The following is a 17,167-nucleotide window of genomic DNA, read 5'->3' as shown; positions in this document are numbered from 1 at the left end:
AGATGTTTGTTTCTGGGCGTACCGCAAAATCTGCCATTCTACTTGCTGCAGCGAGTTCCGTGCTCGCGAGCTGTGGCGGCGGCGGCTTTCTCAATCGTGACCGTCCGGACGAGTTTGCTGTGCAGCGTCAGGCACCGCTCGTGGTGCCGCCTGACTTCAATCTCGTGCCGCCTGCGCCAGGCGCGCCGCGCCCTGCAGATGGCACCGCGTCAGAGCAAGCCCTGGAAGCGCTGTTTGGCGGTCCGGCTCCGCGTAGCTCGGTCGAAACATCTGCGCTTGATCGCGCAGGAGCCGCAGCTCCGGGTATTCGCAGCCAAGTAGGCGATCCTGACACCAACACTGTCGCCAAAGGCAGCACAACGCGCGATATCATCGCGGCACCGGAAGGCGACGGGCAATTCGCTCAGGCCGTTATCCCGGGCTGAGAGCGTTAGTCTGAAGAAACTTCCTCAGGCTCCTTTACCACAAACAGCTTGTCGATGCGCCGACGGTCCATGTCGATCACTTCAAAGCGCCAGCCTTGATCCACAAAGCTGTCGCCTTCGGTTGGCAAGCGTTTGAGTACCGACAAGACATAGCCTGCCGCTGTGCCGAATTCGCGATCGTCTGAATATTCAAGTCCAAGCCTGTCTGCCAAAGCATCGGCATCAAGTTGGCCTGATATTACCAACGAGCCATCCTTGCGCTCGACAATCTGCGGCGCATCGCCTTCGTCCTGATCGCTTGCAAAGGTGCCCGCAAGCGCGGTTAGCAAATCGACCGGCGTGATAATGCCGTCAAGATGGCCATACTCGTCATGCACCATGGCCATGGCTATTTCCGATTGCTGCAGTACTCGGAGGGCATCCATCGCATCCAGCTGATCCGGCACAACTTCAGCCTTGCGCATCAAGTCAGCGAGAGAGACAGGCTCGCCATCGACCAGCCGCGCGAGCACTTCGCGCACCTTCACCACGCCCAAGATCGCGTCGGGCGAGCCGTCCGCCACAGGAAGCAGCGAGTGCGGACTTTCATCGATCACCCGTTTGAGGTCTTTTTCGCTCGCATTGATGTCGACCCAATCGATCTCGGGTCGAGGCGTCATCAGCTCACGCACAGGACGCTCTGAGAGACGTACAACCCCTGCGAGCAGCTGGTGCTGATCCTTTTCAATTATCCCGCTTCGGGTTGCATCAGCGAAGATCATGTGAAGTTCTTCCGCCGTCACACTGTTTTGACCTCCAGGACGAATGCCCAAGAGGCGGATGATCAGCCCCGACGATTTGTCGAGAATCCAAACCAGCGGCCCCGCGACCCGGGCGATGAAGGCCATCGGACGAGCCATCACCAGCGCGATGGGAATGGCATGGCGCAATGCGAGCTGTTTGGGCACAAGCTCGCCAACCACCACGCTCAAATAGGTCGTAATCGCGATCACGGAGATGAATGCGACTTCATTAGAGATGTCTGCCGGAACACCCAAGACAGCAAGCCTCTCGCCAACAGGTGCCTCGAGACTCGAGCCGGAATACGCGCCTGTGATAATCGCGATGAGCGTGATGCCAATCTGAACGGTTGAAAGAAATTTGCCTGGCTCAGCCGCAAGTGCGAGAGCTGTTTTCGCGCTGCTTGAGCCCGCTTCAGCGCGAGCTTTCAGCTTGGCCGGCTTTGCAGAAACGATCGCGAGCTCGGACATGGCGAACACGCCGTTGAGCACGATCAACGCGATGATGATGAACAGATTGTCCCAGGGAAACGGTGTCACGATTTGCTCGCTAGCACAAAATCGTGGCTACGCCAGCCATGACAACATCAAACGCTGATAAGCCACGTTTCAGCGTGGCATCACATTGAAGCTCTGTCACAGCCGGTTAATGTGCTAAGGCACAGATAGGAAACAGAGTTTACGACAGCGTGCGAGAACGATCCCGCTCTTGCCCGCGAGAAGGAGGAGAGAGTTTATGAAACATTCGAAAGTGCTTTTGTCAGGGGTTGCAGCCCTGTCATTGCTGGGGACGACCGCTTGTGTGACAGACCCGAACACGGGCGAGAAGAAAGTCTCTCGTACCGCAGGTGGCGCTTTGCTTGGCGGCACGCTCGGTTATCTGCTGGGCGGCGTGGTCGGTGGCGACACGGCCCGCATTATCGGCGCAGGTATCGGCGGTTCCGCAGGAGCGGTTATCGGCAAGCGTTTTGATGACCAGATCCGCGAACTCGACGAACAAACCGAAGGCAGCGGCGTAGAGGTTGAGGAAGTCGGCGATCAGGACGCAATCCTTGTCCGTCTACCGGACGGTGTGACTTTCGCGAGCGGCTCAGCCGATATCAATCCTGGCTTCTATGAAACACTCAATACCGTGGCAGACAGCCTCATCAAATATCCTGACAGCCTGATCGATGTGTATGGCTTTACTGACACAACGGGCTCTGATGCGCTGAACCAGCGCCTGTCCGAGCAGCGTGCGGAAACGGTGGCGAACTATCTCGTCGCGCGCGGCGTATCACGCGCCCGAATCGAGACTCAGGGCTTTGGCGAGCAAGCCGCATATCTGCGCGTTCCGACCGGCGACAATGTAGCGGAGCCACTGAACCGCCGCGTGGAAATCAAGATCACGCCGATCAGCCAGGAGCAGGTCGAAGCCGCGCAGCAAGCCAACTAAGCTCTGCGAGGCATCCACGACAGAAAGAGGGCTGGCGGAAACGTCAGCCCTTTTTTCTTTATGCTCCTATTTGAAGGCTTCAGCGCCCTTCTTTGCAAAGAGCTCCGCGCGGTCTTTAAGCCGCACAATCGCTGCATCGTGGATTTGCGGCGCACACACGACCACACCGAAGGCGCGCGGATCGCGCTTGTTGAAGGCGAGCTGTCCTCCATGCGCATCGGAGATCATGGCACCGGCCTCGCGCGCGATTAGCGTCGCAGCGCCAATGTCCCACTCATAGCCCCAGCGTAAAGTCGCAACCAGATCTGCTCTGTCCGCGGCCACCATCGCCATGCGCAAGGCAATGGAATTGGGCTTTTCGACCATCGTCAAATCGCTGTCGATTTTCGCAAGCTGATCGGTTGGGACACGCGCGCCAGTGAAGTCGCGGCAAACCGACGCTTTAATTCTTGTGCCGTTGAGCGTTGCGCCTTGGCCTGCAACAGAAAGCCATTCCTCGTCACGCGCGGGCGCGCTTAGCATCCCGATGAGCGGCCTTCCATTACTGACAAGCGCGACAGAGATCGCCCAGCCCGGGCGGCCGCGAATAAAGTCGCGCGTGCCGTCTATGGGATCAACTAGCCACACAAGATCATTCTTGAGGCGGTCCGGATTGTCCGCCGTTTCCTCCGAGAGCCAGCCGGCAGATGGCAGGAGCTTGCCAAGTTCCCGCTTCAAGAAGCTGTCGACTTCGATGTCCGCGACTGAGACCGGATGCCCTGGCTCTTTCTCCCACATCTCGACCTCGTGGCCAGCCCCCGGCCAGCGGCTTAGCGCGATGCGCCCCGCTTCACTGACAATGGCGTTGAGACGTGCAGAATCGATCATAGAACTGATAGGAGCGCACTGCGGCACGAAAGTCTACTTTTCAAGGCGGCTCAATCATGCTTAGGCCTGCAGCAAGGCCCGCTGGTATCAGCCTCCGGGTGAGTCGAGACTAACAGGACGACGGGAGCTTCCCCACAAAATGAACATCCACGAATACCAAGCCAAGGAATTGCTAGCGAAATACGGCATCGGCATTCCTGCAGGTCACGCCGCTCTGACTGTGGAAGAGGCGGTCGCGGCCGCAGAGAAGCTGCCTGGGCCGCTTTACGTGGTGAAAGCGCAAATCCACGCAGGTGGCCGCGGCAAGGGCAAGTTCAAGGAGCTGGGTGAAGACGCGAAAGGCGGCGTGCGCCTTGCAAAGTCAATCGACGATGTGCGCAGCGATGCGAGCGAGATGCTCGGCAACACGCTGGTGACGATCCAGACCGGAGCTGAAGGCAAGCAAGTCAACCGTCTCTATGTCACTGACGGCGTCGATATCGAAAAGGAATACTATCTTTCCATGCTGGTCGACCGCGCCACTGGCCAAGTCGCGATGATTGTCTCGACCGAGGGCGGCATGGACATCGAGGAAGTCGCGCATTCGACGCCTGAAAAGATCGTGACCATCACCATCGATCCGGCGCAAGGCTTCATGCCGCATCATGGCCGTGCAGTGGCGTTCGGCCTCAAGCTCAAGGGCGATCTCAACAAGCAAGCGCAGAAGCTCGCCAAGCAGCTCTACACCGCTTTCATGGATCTCGATTGCGAGATGCTGGAGATCAACCCACTGGTTGAGACGAAGGACGGCCAGCTGCTGGTGCTCGACACCAAGATGAGCTTCGATGGCAACGCACTCTATCGCCACCCTGACGTAGAAGCGATGCGCGATGAAACCGAAGAAGACCCTGCTGAAGTCGAAGCAAGCCAATATGACTTGGCTTACATCAAGCTCGACGGAAACATTGGCTGCATGGTCAATGGCGCCGGCCTCGCAATGGCGACGATGGACATCATCAAATTGAACGGAGCCTTCCCTGCCAACTTCCTCGACGTAGGCGGCGGCGCAACGACTGAGAAAGTCACTGCGGCCTTCAAGATCATCCTAAAGGACCCGGCTGTAGAAGGAATCCTAGTCAACATCTTCGGCGGCATCATGCGCTGCGACACTATCGCGGAAGGCATCGTGGTTGCGGCAAAGGAAGTCGATCTCGGCGTGCCGCTGGTGGTTCGCCTTGAAGGCACCAATGTCGAAAAGGGCAAGGAAATCCTCGCCAATTCAGGCCTGCCTATCGTGCCTGCAGATGACCTCGGCGATGCGGCCAAGAAGATCGTCGCCGAAGTCAAGCAGGCGGCCTGAAGCGCATAGCAAACGCGGGAAACACGCCCGCTTTGTTGCGTAAGTACATACGCAGGGTGCAGAATGAACAAGACCACTCTTGCTTGACGTTTACGTAAACGCAAGCTAGAGCAAGGCCGACACTTACTTAGAGGAAGAAGACCTATGAAAATCCTCGTCCCCGTTAAGCGGGTGATCGATTACAACGTAAAGCCGCGCGTCAAAGCAGACGGCTCGGGCGTTGATTTGGCCAACGTCAAAATGAGTATGAACCCTTTTGACGAGATCGCTGTCGAAGAAGCGATCCGCATCAAGGAGGCGGGCAAGGCTGAAGAGATCATCGCGGTCTCGATCGGTCCGGCAAAGGCGCAGGAAACACTGCGCACCGCCCTCGCTATGGGTGCAGACCGCGCGATCCTCGTCGAGGTCGAAGACGGCGTTGATGTCGAGCCGCTTGCGGTTGCGAAGATCCTCAAGGCAATTGCCGAGGAAGAAGGGCCCGGCATAGTGATGCTCGGCAAGCAGTCGATCTCTGACGACAGCAACCAGACCGGCCAGATGCTCGCCGCTCTGATGGGCCGTCCGCAAGGCACCTTCGCGAACACAGTCGAAGTCGAAGGCGACAGCGTCACTGTGAAGCGTGAGATCGACGGTGGTCTGGAAACCGTCAAGCTTTCGCTGCCTGCGATCATCACCACCGACCTTCGTTTGAACGAGCCGCGTTACGCTTCGCTGCCGAACATCATGAAGGCGAAGAAGAAGCCTTTGGATACCAAGGCTCCGGGTGATTACGGCGTCGATATCGCGCCGCGCCTCACCACCACCAATGTCTCCGAGCCACCGGTTCGTCAGGCGGGTGAGAAGGTCGAAGACGTCGATGCGCTGGTCGCCAAGATCAAAGCACTCGGCATCGCTTGAGCTAACCCGGACAAGAAAGGAATTTTGACATGAAAACTCTCGTCTGGGTCGAACACGACAATAGCGAGATGAAGGACGCAACGCTGTCCGTTGTGACAGCGGCTTCCAAATTGGGCGATGTAGATCTGCTCGTGGCCGGCTCCGGCTGCGCAGGCGTGGCTGACCAAGCCGCGAAGGTCGCAGGCGTTGGCGCTGTGCACCTCGCGGACGATGCGGCTTACGCAAATGCGCTGGCTGAGAATGTTGCGCCGCTGATCGCTGGCCTGATGGACGGCTTTGACGCCGTGCTCTTCCCTGCCACCACAACCGGCAAGAACATCGCGCCGCGTGTCGCAGCTCTGCTCGACGTCATGCAGATCTCCGACATTCTCTCGGTTGAAGGCGAGAAGACCTTCACGCGGCCAATCTATGCCGGCAACGCGATTGCGACGGTTGAAAGTTCAGATAGCAAGCTCGTCATCACGGTTCGCGGCACTGCTTTTGACAAGGCGGCGCCTGAAGGCGGTTCTGCAAGCGTTTCTGCAGTCTCCGGCTCCGGCGATGCGGGCCTTTCCAGCTTCGTCGGCGCGGAAATCGCGGAAAGCGAGCGTCCAGAACTAACTAGCGCGAAGATCATCGTGTCAGGTGGCCGCGCGCTGAAGGACTCCGAGACGTTCGAGCAGTACATCACACCGCTTGCAGACAAGCTTGGCGCAGGGATCGGCGCATCGCGCGCGGCAGTTGATGCTGGCTATGTTCCGAACGACTATCAGGTCGGCCAGACTGGCAAGATCGTCGCACCGGAAGTGTACATCGCAATCGGTATTTCCGGCGCGATCCAGCACTTGGCAGGCATGAAAGACTCCAAGACCATCATCGCGATCAACAAGGACGAAGACGCCCCGATCTTCCAGGTCGCGGATATCGGCCTTGTCGGCGACCTCTACAAGGTCGTGCCGGAGCTGATGGAAAAGCTGTAAAGGGCGCGCTAACCCTTTAGAATAACGTAACTTGATACGAACCTCCGGGAGGCTATGCTTGCTTCTCGGAGGTTTTTTATGCGCCTGTCATTCATCGCGATCTTCGCTGCGGTAGCAGCCTTGCTGTCATACCCAGCCAGTGCCGAAGAAGAGCTGCCGGCGGATTTGGTCAAGCGCAAAGGCGCTGTTCTTCTGGAACCGATTTCGCCCTGGAATATCGACTTTGGCGAAAATCGTTGTCGCCTAACGAGGCTTTTCGGAACAGCCGATGATCAGCATCTGATCATGCTTGAGCAAGCCGCGCCCATGGAACGTTTCGGGATGACGCTTGCCGGCTCGAAAGTGAAGCTTTTCGCTCCGGGGCGCTGGAATTATCTCGGCCTTCGAAATGATGTTCCTCTCAAGTATCTGACCGGGGTCAAGCGCGGGTCCATCGACGGGTTTGGACCAGCTCTCATCCTCGGGAATGTCTATATCGGCGGTGCTGATCCGGCTGCTGATGATGACGAACAATCGTCATTAGAAATCGACCTTGAAGGAGCAGCAAAAGTCGATCGCGTTGTGTTGAGGATGGGTACGAACATCCTCAGCTTCGAGACGGGTAATATGGCGCCTGCCGTTCAAGCACTAAACGTTTGCGCAAAGGACCTACTGAGGGCGTGGGGCCTCGACCCGGAAAAACACGCAAATTACACGCCGCCCGACTTCCTTAATCTTGAGAGCATCGCCCAAAGCATTCAACGCGACTATCCTAAGCAAGCGCTGTATCGTGGGCAGGGAGGTATTTTTCGAGTGCGCTTGATTGTCGAACAGGACGGCGCGGTATCGGATTGCCACATTGAAGAATCCACTGTCAGCGAGGCGCTTCAAACTCCAGCGTGCGAGAAGATGAAGTACGCCAAATTTGCGCCAGCCCTCGATAGCGACGGCAATCCTATGCGTTCTTTCTACGCAACGACGGTGACGTATGCGACAAATTGAAAGCCAGAGATTGCTTAGACCACACAAGGCGTTCGGCCTCGCCCTTTCAGCGAGCCTTATTGCCGCGCATGTGCCCCTGGCCGCGCAAGACAGTGACGCAGAGACCGCATCGCAAGTCTCCGAAGAAGACGTCAATTATTTTGCCGCTGACCGGTTTGAGCCAACCAGCAAATGGCGGCTTTCGCGCAAAGGCCCCGGCTGCACGATCAGGCGCGATTTCGCCCATGCGGATGGTCGTCAGGCAACGCTCACCTGGCAACGCGTACACCCAGGCTGGACTGTTCAGGTCGGCCTGTTTGGCGATGGCATTGCCCGCATGCGCGGGACGCTGGAAACACAGTTTGTGCCTGCCAGCGGCTTTGCGGAGCACGGGTATGTTGCCAATGCATCATTGGGAGAGAAGCCCGGCGTTGCCTTTGCCACTCTCCTGTTTGCCGAAACCGGGAAGTTGAAGGACGCAGTCGAACGGGCCATGCAGCGTGCGGATCTGGAGAATCAATCTACGCATTATGTGATAATCGGTGCATCGCAAAAACCGATCGCATTGCATACCGGCAGTGTCGCGGTTGCACTCGCCACACTGGACAAATGCGCACGCGAGGAACTCGACGCGCTTGGTCCTTTTATCGGCATAAGAAGCAGCGCTCAGCCGGTCGATCAAGCCGAATGGGCGCGCAAGCTGCATGCCAATTACCCGAGTAGAGCACTGCGCTCGGGATGGTCAGGACCGGTTCCGGTGCGGCTTATCGTCAATGAAGAAGGCCGCGCAGAACGCTGTGACACGCTGCATCAACTGGCAGCAAAACCCCTTCAGGAGGCGGCATGCCACGACTTGCTCGAGCACAGCCGCTTCGAGCCGGCCAAGGGCGCCAACGGCAATCCGATGAAAGGGATTTATATCACCTCTGTGGTCTACCGGCTCTCTGGACGACCGCCTGTGGATGCGCACGGCCTTTTACATCGCAAGCCGAAAGAAGGGCGCAAAGGTCCGCGCAAGCTGGCTCCTGAAACACCTGCAGATTAGCCCATCTCCGCCAACACTTTCATGCAATTGCGGTAGGTCCGCCGCGTGATCTGGCGGCGTTGTTCTGACGTGTAATCAAGCGTCAGACCGCGCGGTTCGCGGTCCAGCAATTGATCATGAATGATCCAGCGCTCCTGTTCAGGCGCGTGAAGCTCGTCCAGCAAGCCATCCATAAGCTGCAGCACCATGGCTTGGCTCGCGCCTGCTTCGGTTCGCAACAATGCGCTGTCATCCACCGGCTCGAATGGCTTCGCACCGTCATCGCTCAGCGCTTCAAGCTGGACGGTCGTAATCCCGGCGCTGCGCGCGCTGCGCCGCTGATCAAGCCGGACCCGGTGCCGCAGCGATTGCAGCTCACCTCGCAACTGCCATGTCACGTGGGTCGTGAAACGTGCCTGGCGTGGATTGTAGCTTTCAAGCGCGCGCAGCACTGCAATCGCAGACGCCTGCCGCGCATCTTCAAGCATATCGGTTAGCCGATAGACGCGGATCAAGTGCACGATGCGGCCGTTCAATGTTTCAAGAAGTCGAGCGAACTCGCGGTCTTCCTGTGGCGACGGCTGACCAAGAGCCAAGCGACGCGCGAGTTGCACGCGCTCCACCTGTGCTTCGAGAACATCTCGCGGCCTCGTTTTGCCTGATGCCGGATCGGCACCAGGCTTTTCGTTGGCTGGCATGGTCATGGCTATCCCCCTTGACGAGCAAGCAGGGGTAAAAGTGTAGGGTTAGCCAGAGACTGTCACGCGCCTAGGTAGTCTTACGTGGGCGGATGAGAATCGAGAAAGCTCAATGATCTTAGGCTGTTGACGCTCGACGCTAGCGCAAGACCTACGCAGTCTTGCTTAGCCGAAGAGCAGTCCGTCAATGAAGTGAAGCGTCATCCCGACCAATCCGCCGACCAGAGTCCCGTTGATGCGGATGAACTGCAGATCGCGTCCGACAGCGCTTTCAATGCGCCCTGTAATGGTCACAGCATCCCAGCGTTTGACCGTTTCTGAGACCAGCTGAACGATCTGATCGCCATATCGCGTGGCAACACCAACCATGGTGCGGCGCGCGAAACGATTGATCTGCATCTGCAAGCGCCTGTCCTTTTGCAGGGCCTCGCCCATTTCCGCGAGACCTTTGCGCATCTCTTCGCCCAGCGTCCCTTCCGGATCGCGAGCACGGCGGATCAGCGAACGGCGAATACGCTCCCACACGCCCATCCACCATTCAGCGACCGCAGGATTCTCGATGAGATCGCGCTTCATCGCCTCCACTCGGTCACGGGTCTTGGGATCATTCTGCAAATCCTGACTGAGCTGCGCGAGACCCTCTTCGATCTTTCCGCGCAAGGGGTGCTCGGGATCAACCAGCACTTCGGCCAAAAGCTTATACAGGCCATCGAGCACAGAGGCGGAAATACGCTCATCAAGCCCTGTCCAACGCAAGACTGCATTGGCGCGCTCGTGAATGATGTCGCGAACGGTCTCTTCATTGTCTTCAAGCGTCAGGCCCGCCCACCGAATGAAGCCATCCATCAGCGGCATGTGCCGCCCGTCGGCAATCGCGCCTTCCAGCATGCGCCCGAGCAAAGGCGACACATCGATCTTGGCGAATTGTCCGGCAAGTCCGCTGCGCACCTGATTGCCGAGCCTGTCCGGATCGAGCGATTCAAGAACTTCAGCAAGAAGCTCTGCTGCGCCTGCTGTGATACGCGACCGATTGTCGCCACTGGCATCGGGGCGTGCGGTCAGGAATTCGCCTGCAGCCTTGGCGACGTTCATCCCTTGCATCCGCCGCGCAACAACCGCAGGCGTAAGGAAATTGTCGCGCAGGAATTGCGCCATGGTGTCCGCGATGCGGTCCTTGTTTTCGGGAATGATCGCAGTATGCGGGATCGGAAGACCAAGCGGATGGCGGAACAGCGCGGTCACTGCAAACCAGTCGGCAAGTCCGCCGACCATAGCCGCTTCAGCGAACGCATGCACGTAGCCCCAGGCGACATGGTCATCGAGGAATGGCCGCGTTGAAAAGAACATCACCGCCATCGCGACCAGAAGTCCGGTGGCGGTCCAACGCATCCGGCGCGCGCGGTCAGGCGGAAGCGGCGCTCCACCGAAGCGATAGTCTGGAGAGGTTGGCGCGTCAGCCATGTTTAGCTTGCGAACTGCGAGAGTTACTCTGCCGGTTCGGTGCCGGGGCGCATTCCCGGACCGCCCGCACCCTTCTGCCCGGCGGGCTCGTCATCGTAGCGATCATCGCCCGGCTTGAAGGTAAGGAAGCGTGTACGTAGCCACGGACCGGCGCGCTTCTCGAACCCATCTGCCAGGCTGAAACCAGCCGGAACAATCAGCAAGGTGAGCAGCGTCGACAGGATAAGGCCGCCAATCACAACAGTGCCCATCGGCTCGCGCCATGCGCCATCACCACCGAGCGAGATCGCTGTTGGAACCATCCCTGCTGTCATTGCAACTGTGGTCATCACAATCGGCTGAGCACGCTTGTGCCCTGCTTCCATGATCGCATCGAGCTTGCGCTTGCCGGTCTCCATCTCCTCGATCGCAAAATCGATGAGCAGGATCGAGTTTTTGGAAACAATACCCAGCAACAACAAGATGCCGATCAGAACCGGGATCGAGAGCGGTTGGCCCACCAGCCAGACGAGGAATATCCCGCCGAGCGGCGCCAAAGCCAGCGACGTCATATTGACCAGCGGGCTCATGAGGCGCTTGTACAGCAGCACCAGCACAGCAAAGACCAACAGCACGCCGGCGATCAGCGCGTTGGTGAAGTTAGTCGAAAGCTCTTGCTCGAGCTCCGCTGCACCCACTGCATCCTGGTTCACACCTTGCGGCAGGTTCTGCAAGGTGGGAAGATTATTGATCTGCTCCATCGCTACACCGCGCAGAATGTTTGGCGCAAGGTCAGCACCGATGAACACCCGGCGACTTTGATTGTAGCGCTGGATCGACGTCGGACCTGCGCCAAAGCTGATATCAGCCACACTGCCAAGCGGGATCGACCCGCCCGAAGCGATCGGAACGGGAAGGTTCTTGATAGTGGACAGGTCCTGCCGCGATTCGACCGGGAGCTTCACCCGGATCGGAATCTGGCGATCAGACAATGAGAACTTGGCGGCGTTCTGTTCGATCTCGCCCATAGTCGCGATGCGAATGGCCTGGCTCAGTGCCGCTGTCGTAACGCCAAGCTCTGCAGCAAGATCGGGCCGTGGACGCACGATGAGTTCCGGGCGGCTGAGATCGGCTGAAATGCGCGGTGCGACAACTGTATCGAGACCCTTCATCTCTTCGACCAATTGTCCCGCTGTCTCGTTCAATAGGACAGGATCGGATCCTGCCAGCATGACAGAGAGGTCACGCCCGCTGCCGCCGCCGCCGGGTCCAGCCGATGACTGGAAACGCACACGCGCGTCGGGATGCTGAGCAAGCGTCTGAGACAGGCCGCGCTCGAATTCAAAGGACTTCTTCTCGCGGTCATTTGTCAGCTGCATGTAGATCGTCGCGGAACCCTGACGAACGACCTGAAGCGCTCTGTCCACTTCAGGCTGCTCTTCCATGATTGCCGTGATCTCACTGGCCACGCGCTGCGTCGAGGCGAGCGTAGTGCCCGGCACCATCTCGATTTCGACTTCGCTATTGTCATTGTCGACTTCCGGATCGAACTGGAACGGCAGGTTCATGAACAAAAGGATCGTAAGCAGGAACGAAAAATATCCCACCCCAAGCATCCAGACACGGTGATCATAGAAACGCGCTTCAAGGTACTGCCAGCTATTGTGGATGCCGGAGCCAACCATGCGAGTCACTGCTCGCAGGATCGCGAGCAGCAAGAGCACCGCGACAAATCCCAAGGCAGTTGCCAAAGCAATCTGAAGGATCAGCAACAGCCGGCCAATGACAAAACCCACGCCTTCCGATGCACTGAGGCCAACGCCCCCAAGCAGTGTGCCTGCGACATCAAGGCCGGACAGAACACTCCATGAGCCAAGCACTGCAGCGCCAGGCGTAAGGATTGCAAGGATGATAACGAGCAAGAAGCTCAGCACATATGCCCACCGCCTTCTTGGCCCTGGCAGTCCAGCGCGGCGAGCGTGCAGCTTGCCGCGATCAAGCGACCACGCGAGCACCCGCATATAGCGATCCATCCATTTGCCTTCGCCATGCGTCGCATGCCCTTTGGACTTCAGGAAATAGGCCGCCATCATCGGTGTGATCATGCGTGCGACGGCGAGGCTCATAAGCACTGCGATAACGATGGTAAGGCCGAAGTTCTTGAAGAACTGGCCGCTCACGCCCGGCATCAGGCCGACCGGCAAGAACACCGCGACGATACAGAAACTGGTCGAGACAACGGCGAGGCCGATCTCGTCGGCGGCATCGATCGACGCCTGATAGGCGGTCTTGCCCATGCGCATATGGCGCACGATATTCTCGATCTCCACAATCGCATCATCAACGAGCACCCCGGCCACCAGCGCAAGAGCCAATAGCGAAAGCTGGTTCAGGTTGAAGCCCAGCAGCTCCATGAACCAGAAGGTCGGAATAGCCGATAATGGTATTGCGACCGCCGAGATAATCGTCGCGCGCCAATCGCGGAGGAAGAAGAACACGACGACGACGGCAAGGATTGCGCCTTCGACCATCGCTCTGATCGAGCTTTCGTATTGGTCCTTGGTGTAACGAACCGTGTTGAAAAGCTGATAGAACTCAATGCCCGGATTTTCCGCTTGGATCTGGTCGAGCACTTCTTGCGCTTCAGCATAAACCGTTACGTCCGAAGCGCCCTTCGCACGGGCCAGCCTGAAGTTCACGACTTCGCGGCCTCGCAATGTAGCAACTGAGGTCTGTTCGCTATAGCCATCGCGTACTTGAGCGACATCCGCCAAGCGGATCGTCCGACCGCCACCAAGTTGTATCTGGCGCTGCGACAACTCGAACGCGCTCTCATTATTGCCCAGCACACGCACCGACTGGCGCGTGCCGCCTACCTCAGCCATGCCTCCACCGGCATCGATATTGGACTGGCGCAGAACAGAGTTGATCTGACCTGCGGTCACGCCCAGCGATTGCATCTTCACAGGATCGAGCAAGACCTCGATCTCGCGATCGACCCCGCCAAAGCGGTTGACTTCAGCCATGCCTTCAACCGCCAGAAGCCGCTTGGCGATCGTGTCATCGATGAACCAGCTCAGCTGCTCGATTGTCATGTCGTCCGCTTGAACAGCGAAGATACCGAGAAAGCCCCCTGCTATATCGACGCGCTGCACATTGGGTTCGAGAATGCCGTCAGGCAGCGACCCGCGGACCCGGTCAATCGCATTCTTTACGTCTGCGACCGCGATGTTCGGGTCGGTCCCGATCTCGAATTCGACGAACGTACTGGAGAAGCCTTCCCGAGCGGTCGAACTGATATTGCGTACACCATTGAGCGCACGCACCGCCGATTCGACCTGCTGCGTGATCTGGTTCTCGATCTCCGTCGGCGCTGCGCCCGGCTGAGAGATGCCGACGGAAACGCCCGGGAACTCGATATCCGGATTGTTCACCACATCCATCCGCAGGAAGCTCATGATCCCGGCGAAGAACAGCGCAGTAAACAGAACCAACGGAATAACCGGGTTACGGATCGACCATGCAGAGAGGTTGCGGAAATTCATTCGAAGCCTTCGCGCTACTGCGCGTCCTCGCGGATCGGATTCACCGTTTCGCCCGGATTGAGGAAGCCGCCGGCCCGCAGCACGATACTTTCGCTCCCGTCGAGGCCTGAAGCTATCGCTATTCCTTCACGGGTGCTTTGCCCAACTGTTACTGCGCGGCGTCGCGCCTTGTTCTCGTTATCGACGATATAGACATAGCTTCCTTCAGCATCGTTCAGAACGGCGCTTTCAGGAAGGATGGGCGCATCGATTTTTCCGGTAGAGATATTCACACTGGCAAATCCACCGGGCCGCAATGCGGGATTGTAAGCGAGAGCGACACGCACGGTTCCCTGACGATCCTGAGGATCAATCGTTGGCTCGATCTGCCAGATCTGCCCTTCAAATGTTGCACTCGACCCCACCGGCTGGACTTCTGCCATTGCACCGGTCGAAAGCCTGGCCAGCTCGCTTTCGCCCACACGCGCAAGCAGCTCCATCTCACCACCCTTGGCGATGCTGAACAATGTGCCAGAGCCGGCACTCACCGTCTGACCGGGCTCGACATTACGTTGCAGCAGCAAACCGGACTCGGGCGCAACGATATTGAGCCGCGCATTGCGCGCCAGCAGCTCACGGTACTGCGCTTGAGCCACAGTCACTCGCGCCTGAGCCGCATCGCGCGTGGCTGTGAGTTGTTCGATATTCGCCTGCGAGACAAAGCCGCGTTCGACCAGCTGCATGGCGCGGTCGAGATTGCTTTGCGCCAGTTTTGCGTCCGCCCGGGCGACTTCGATATTGGCCGCTGCACTGCGCGCCTGTTGTGATTGCACAGAGCGATCAATCGCGGCAAGCACCTGACCCTTACGGACCCATTGGCCCTGCTCCACCGGCACAGAGACCACGCGCCCACCCTCGCCGACCACTCCGACCGGAAGCTCCCGCCGTGCCGCGATCGAGCCATTGGCTGTGATCTGGCCCAGAATGTTGGCTTGGCCCGGCACAATAACCGTTACACTGGAGGCCTGCGATTGACGATCGCCAGCTGCGACTTGCGACGCGGTCTGCCCCTGCCAGAATGCAAAAGCGGCGCCGCCCGCCAAAAGCAGACCGATCAGGCCGATAATCAGCCATTTGCGGCTCAAGCCAGAGCGACGATCGCCCGACAGATCATAGTCAGACAGGCTCGAACTGTCGGCTTCTGCGCTGAATTTGCTTTCGTAGTTCATAGGCTCAGTTTTCGCTTTGACGCAGAGGTGTATTATTCAAATAACTCACCCAGTGCAATACCTATTAGACCTGATGCGCGCGTGGGGCAACGAAGCATTGGTATCTGCAGGATAATTCGCTGAACTGCCAAATGCTCCCGACAAGCGACATTTGCCTAATAGATGATGCATTTTGGCATCGCTCAAAGCGCGCTCGCGCGAGGCCAATCTTGCGCAAAAACACCAAACTCGCGCCAAAGCAAAAGGGCGACGCTGTCCGCGCCGCCCCCATATAAAGGATTACAATCCTGTAATAACGCCTCGAGCAGAGGCGATGTTTGTGTGCTCTAGCGAACCCGGCCGCGCTGGATCAGGTTTACAATGCCGAGCAATACAACCGCACCGACGACCGCTACGCCCAACCCGACAAGCGAGAACTCCTGAACGCTACCGGTAATGCCCAGCACAGGACCGGCGATCATGTTACCAATCACAGAGCCCACACAGCCAACCACGATATTCCAGAAGATGCCCATCGAGGCGTCCCGATTCATCACCAGACTTGCCAGCCAACCAGCAACACCGCCAACGATCAGTGCAATAATCCAACCCATTTCCCATTCCTCCTGTGTTTTGAATAACCTACATCTTATCAATGAGGCCAGCCGCTCTGCGTTCCAAGAAGGTACAAGCCCGCGCTTCCCGCAAACGACGCGGGGTGGGATTAGACGAGTTTTAGCAAAAACACCAAAACGGAGCGAAACTGCATCGCCGCAGAAACGAAAAAGCCGCCCGGAATCAACCGAACGGCTTGGTCTTAGCGAAATGGCCACTTGCGCTCGGCAAGCAGTCCAAAATGATCAGTATTTCAACTGACGCTCGTACAGGTCGCGATAGTGCTGAATGCGTGTGACCCGCAGGCCCTGCATGCCTGAGCGGTCAACGGCGCGCTGCCACGAGGCGAACTCCTCAAGCGTCAAACCATAACGCTCAAGTACTTCATCAATAGTAAGCAAGCCGCCATTCACCGCAGCAACCACTTCCGCCTTGCGACGCACAACCCAGCGCTTGGTCTCGGGCGGAGGCAAGTCGTCGAGCGTCAATGGCTCTCCCAGGGGCCCAATGACCTTTGACGGGCGGATGTCCTGATTTTCGATCATTTATTGTTCTCGACAACCTTGATTGTGAGAGTCATCCGAAAGATCGACTCCCGCTGCACTATGAATGTTCAACTCATTATCTTCCAAGCCTTTAGAAGCCCCTAAAGCATTGTGGTTAATGCTCCGTTCGCTTTCTTCGCCGGGGACGAAATAGCCCGCAGCCGCATCCGTGAAGCTGGCAGCGCCCAGAACGAGATCCTGCTTCAACAGCTCGCGAAGATCGCGCGCCGCATTGATACGCGCTGTCAGATCATTCCAGCCAACCGCATGCAAAGCACGACCCTGAAAACCAGAGGCGGCGCTATTGCTCAGCTGTGCATTCTTGAAGAGCGAGTTTTCCAACATGGCCTCGGGTTTAGCGCGCGCGAGTCAAGTTTTCGTAAAGCGCGCATTTACCTCGAATTAGGACTGTTTAACGCGAATTGCCTAGCGCAACGGCGTCTCGGCCCGCA

General features: G+C 58.0%; 16 protein-coding genes. 7 read left to right on the top strand and 9 right to left on the bottom strand.

Features of this window, described 5'->3' with window-relative positions:
• Positions 1-2 precede the first annotated feature (2 nt).
• Positions 3-425, top strand: a complete 423-nt coding sequence (locus HUO12_RS11255; RefSeq protein WP_176273686.1) for a DUF3035 domain-containing protein — start codon at positions 3-5, stop codon at positions 423-425.
• 5 nt (positions 426-430) lie between these two features.
• On the opposite strand, the gene HUO12_RS11250 is transcribed toward HUO12_RS11255, so the two are convergent.
• Positions 431-1,744, bottom strand: a complete 1,314-nt coding sequence (locus HUO12_RS11250; protein WP_176273685.1) for a hemolysin family protein — start codon at positions 1,742-1,744, stop codon at positions 431-433.
• 196 nt (positions 1,745-1,940) lie between these two features.
• On the opposite strand from HUO12_RS11250, the gene HUO12_RS11245 reads away from it, so the two are divergent.
• On the top strand, positions 1,941-2,639 hold the full coding sequence (locus HUO12_RS11245; RefSeq protein ID WP_176273684.1) for an OmpA family protein: 699 nt from the start codon (positions 1,941-1,943) through the stop codon (positions 2,637-2,639).
• Positions 2,640-2,705: 66 nt separating this feature from the next.
• On the opposite strand, the gene HUO12_RS11240 is transcribed toward HUO12_RS11245, so the two are convergent.
• Positions 2,706-3,506 (bottom strand): 3'(2'),5'-bisphosphate nucleotidase CysQ, encoded by an 801-nt coding sequence (locus HUO12_RS11240; protein WP_176273683.1) that lies wholly within the window; start codon positions 3,504-3,506, stop codon positions 2,706-2,708.
• 139 nt (positions 3,507-3,645) lie between these two features.
• Between HUO12_RS11240 and sucC the strand changes: the two genes are divergently transcribed.
• The 5 genes from sucC to HUO12_RS11215 all read left to right on the top strand — a co-directional run bounded on the left by sucC (position 3,646) and on the right by HUO12_RS11215 (position 8,706).
• Complete coding sequence (gene sucC, locus HUO12_RS11235; protein WP_176273682.1) at positions 3,646-4,845, top strand: ADP-forming succinate--CoA ligase subunit beta; 1,200 nt, start codon at positions 3,646-3,648, stop codon at positions 4,843-4,845.
• Positions 4,846-4,989: 144 nt separating this feature from the next.
• Positions 4,990-5,742, top strand: a complete 753-nt coding sequence (locus HUO12_RS11230) for an electron transfer flavoprotein subunit beta/FixA family protein (RefSeq protein WP_176273681.1) — start codon at positions 4,990-4,992, stop codon at positions 5,740-5,742.
• A gap of 29 nt (positions 5,743-5,771) precedes the next feature.
• Positions 5,772-6,701, top strand: a complete 930-nt coding sequence (locus HUO12_RS11225; RefSeq protein WP_176273680.1) for an electron transfer flavoprotein subunit alpha/FixB family protein — start codon at positions 5,772-5,774, stop codon at positions 6,699-6,701.
• A 54-nt stretch (positions 6,702-6,755) separates the two neighbouring features.
• Entirely contained in the window at positions 6,756-7,682 is a 927-nt protein-coding gene (locus tag HUO12_RS11220) for a TonB family protein (RefSeq protein WP_176273679.1), read from the top strand.
• A gap of 10 nt (positions 7,683-7,692) precedes the next feature.
• The gene (locus tag HUO12_RS11215) at positions 7,693-8,706 is read left to right on the top strand and encodes an energy transducer TonB (protein WP_176273678.1); all 1,014 of its coding nucleotides are present in this window, start codon (positions 7,693-7,695) and stop codon (positions 8,704-8,706) included.
• Here HUO12_RS11215 and HUO12_RS11210 read toward each other — a convergent pair.
• The 7 genes from HUO12_RS11210 to HUO12_RS11180 form a co-directional block, all read right to left on the bottom strand.
• Positions 8,703-9,389, bottom strand: coding sequence for a hypothetical protein (locus HUO12_RS11210; RefSeq protein WP_176273677.1), 687 nt, complete (start codon positions 9,387-9,389; stop codon positions 8,703-8,705). The genes HUO12_RS11215 and HUO12_RS11210 overlap by 4 nt on opposite strands.
• 159 nt (positions 9,390-9,548) lie before the next feature.
• Entirely contained in the window at positions 9,549-10,772 is a 1,224-nt protein-coding gene (locus HUO12_RS11205) for a DUF445 domain-containing protein (RefSeq protein WP_176274434.1), read from the bottom strand.
• Positions 10,773-10,867: 95 nt separating this feature from the next.
• A complete protein-coding gene (locus HUO12_RS11200; protein ID WP_176273676.1) occupies positions 10,868-14,368 on the bottom strand; it encodes an efflux RND transporter permease subunit in 3,501 nt (1,166 codons plus the stop codon).
• Positions 14,369-14,382: 14 nt separating this feature from the next.
• Complete coding sequence (locus HUO12_RS11195; RefSeq protein ID WP_176273675.1) at positions 14,383-15,576, bottom strand: efflux RND transporter periplasmic adaptor subunit; 1,194 nt, start codon at positions 15,574-15,576, stop codon at positions 14,383-14,385.
• A gap of 326 nt (positions 15,577-15,902) precedes the next feature.
• Positions 15,903-16,169 (bottom strand): GlsB/YeaQ/YmgE family stress response membrane protein, encoded by a 267-nt coding sequence (locus HUO12_RS11190; protein WP_176273674.1) that lies wholly within the window; start codon positions 16,167-16,169, stop codon positions 15,903-15,905.
• 246 nt (positions 16,170-16,415) lie between these two features.
• A complete protein-coding gene (gene sciP / locus HUO12_RS11185; protein WP_176273673.1) occupies positions 16,416-16,715 on the bottom strand; it encodes a CtrA inhibitor SciP in 300 nt (99 codons plus the stop codon).
• Complete coding sequence (locus tag HUO12_RS11180) at positions 16,716-17,060, bottom strand: hypothetical protein (protein WP_176273672.1); 345 nt, start codon at positions 17,058-17,060, stop codon at positions 16,716-16,718.
• Positions 17,061-17,167 lie beyond the last annotated feature (107 nt).

The sequence above is a fragment of the Altererythrobacter lutimaris genome (assembly GCF_013371495.1).
GTDB classification, from domain to species: Bacteria; Pseudomonadota; Alphaproteobacteria; order Sphingomonadales; family Sphingomonadaceae; genus Erythrobacter; species Erythrobacter lutimaris_A.
The sequence above is the reverse complement of the archived record's forward strand: the minus strand, read 5'-3'. Positions and strand labels throughout refer to the sequence as shown.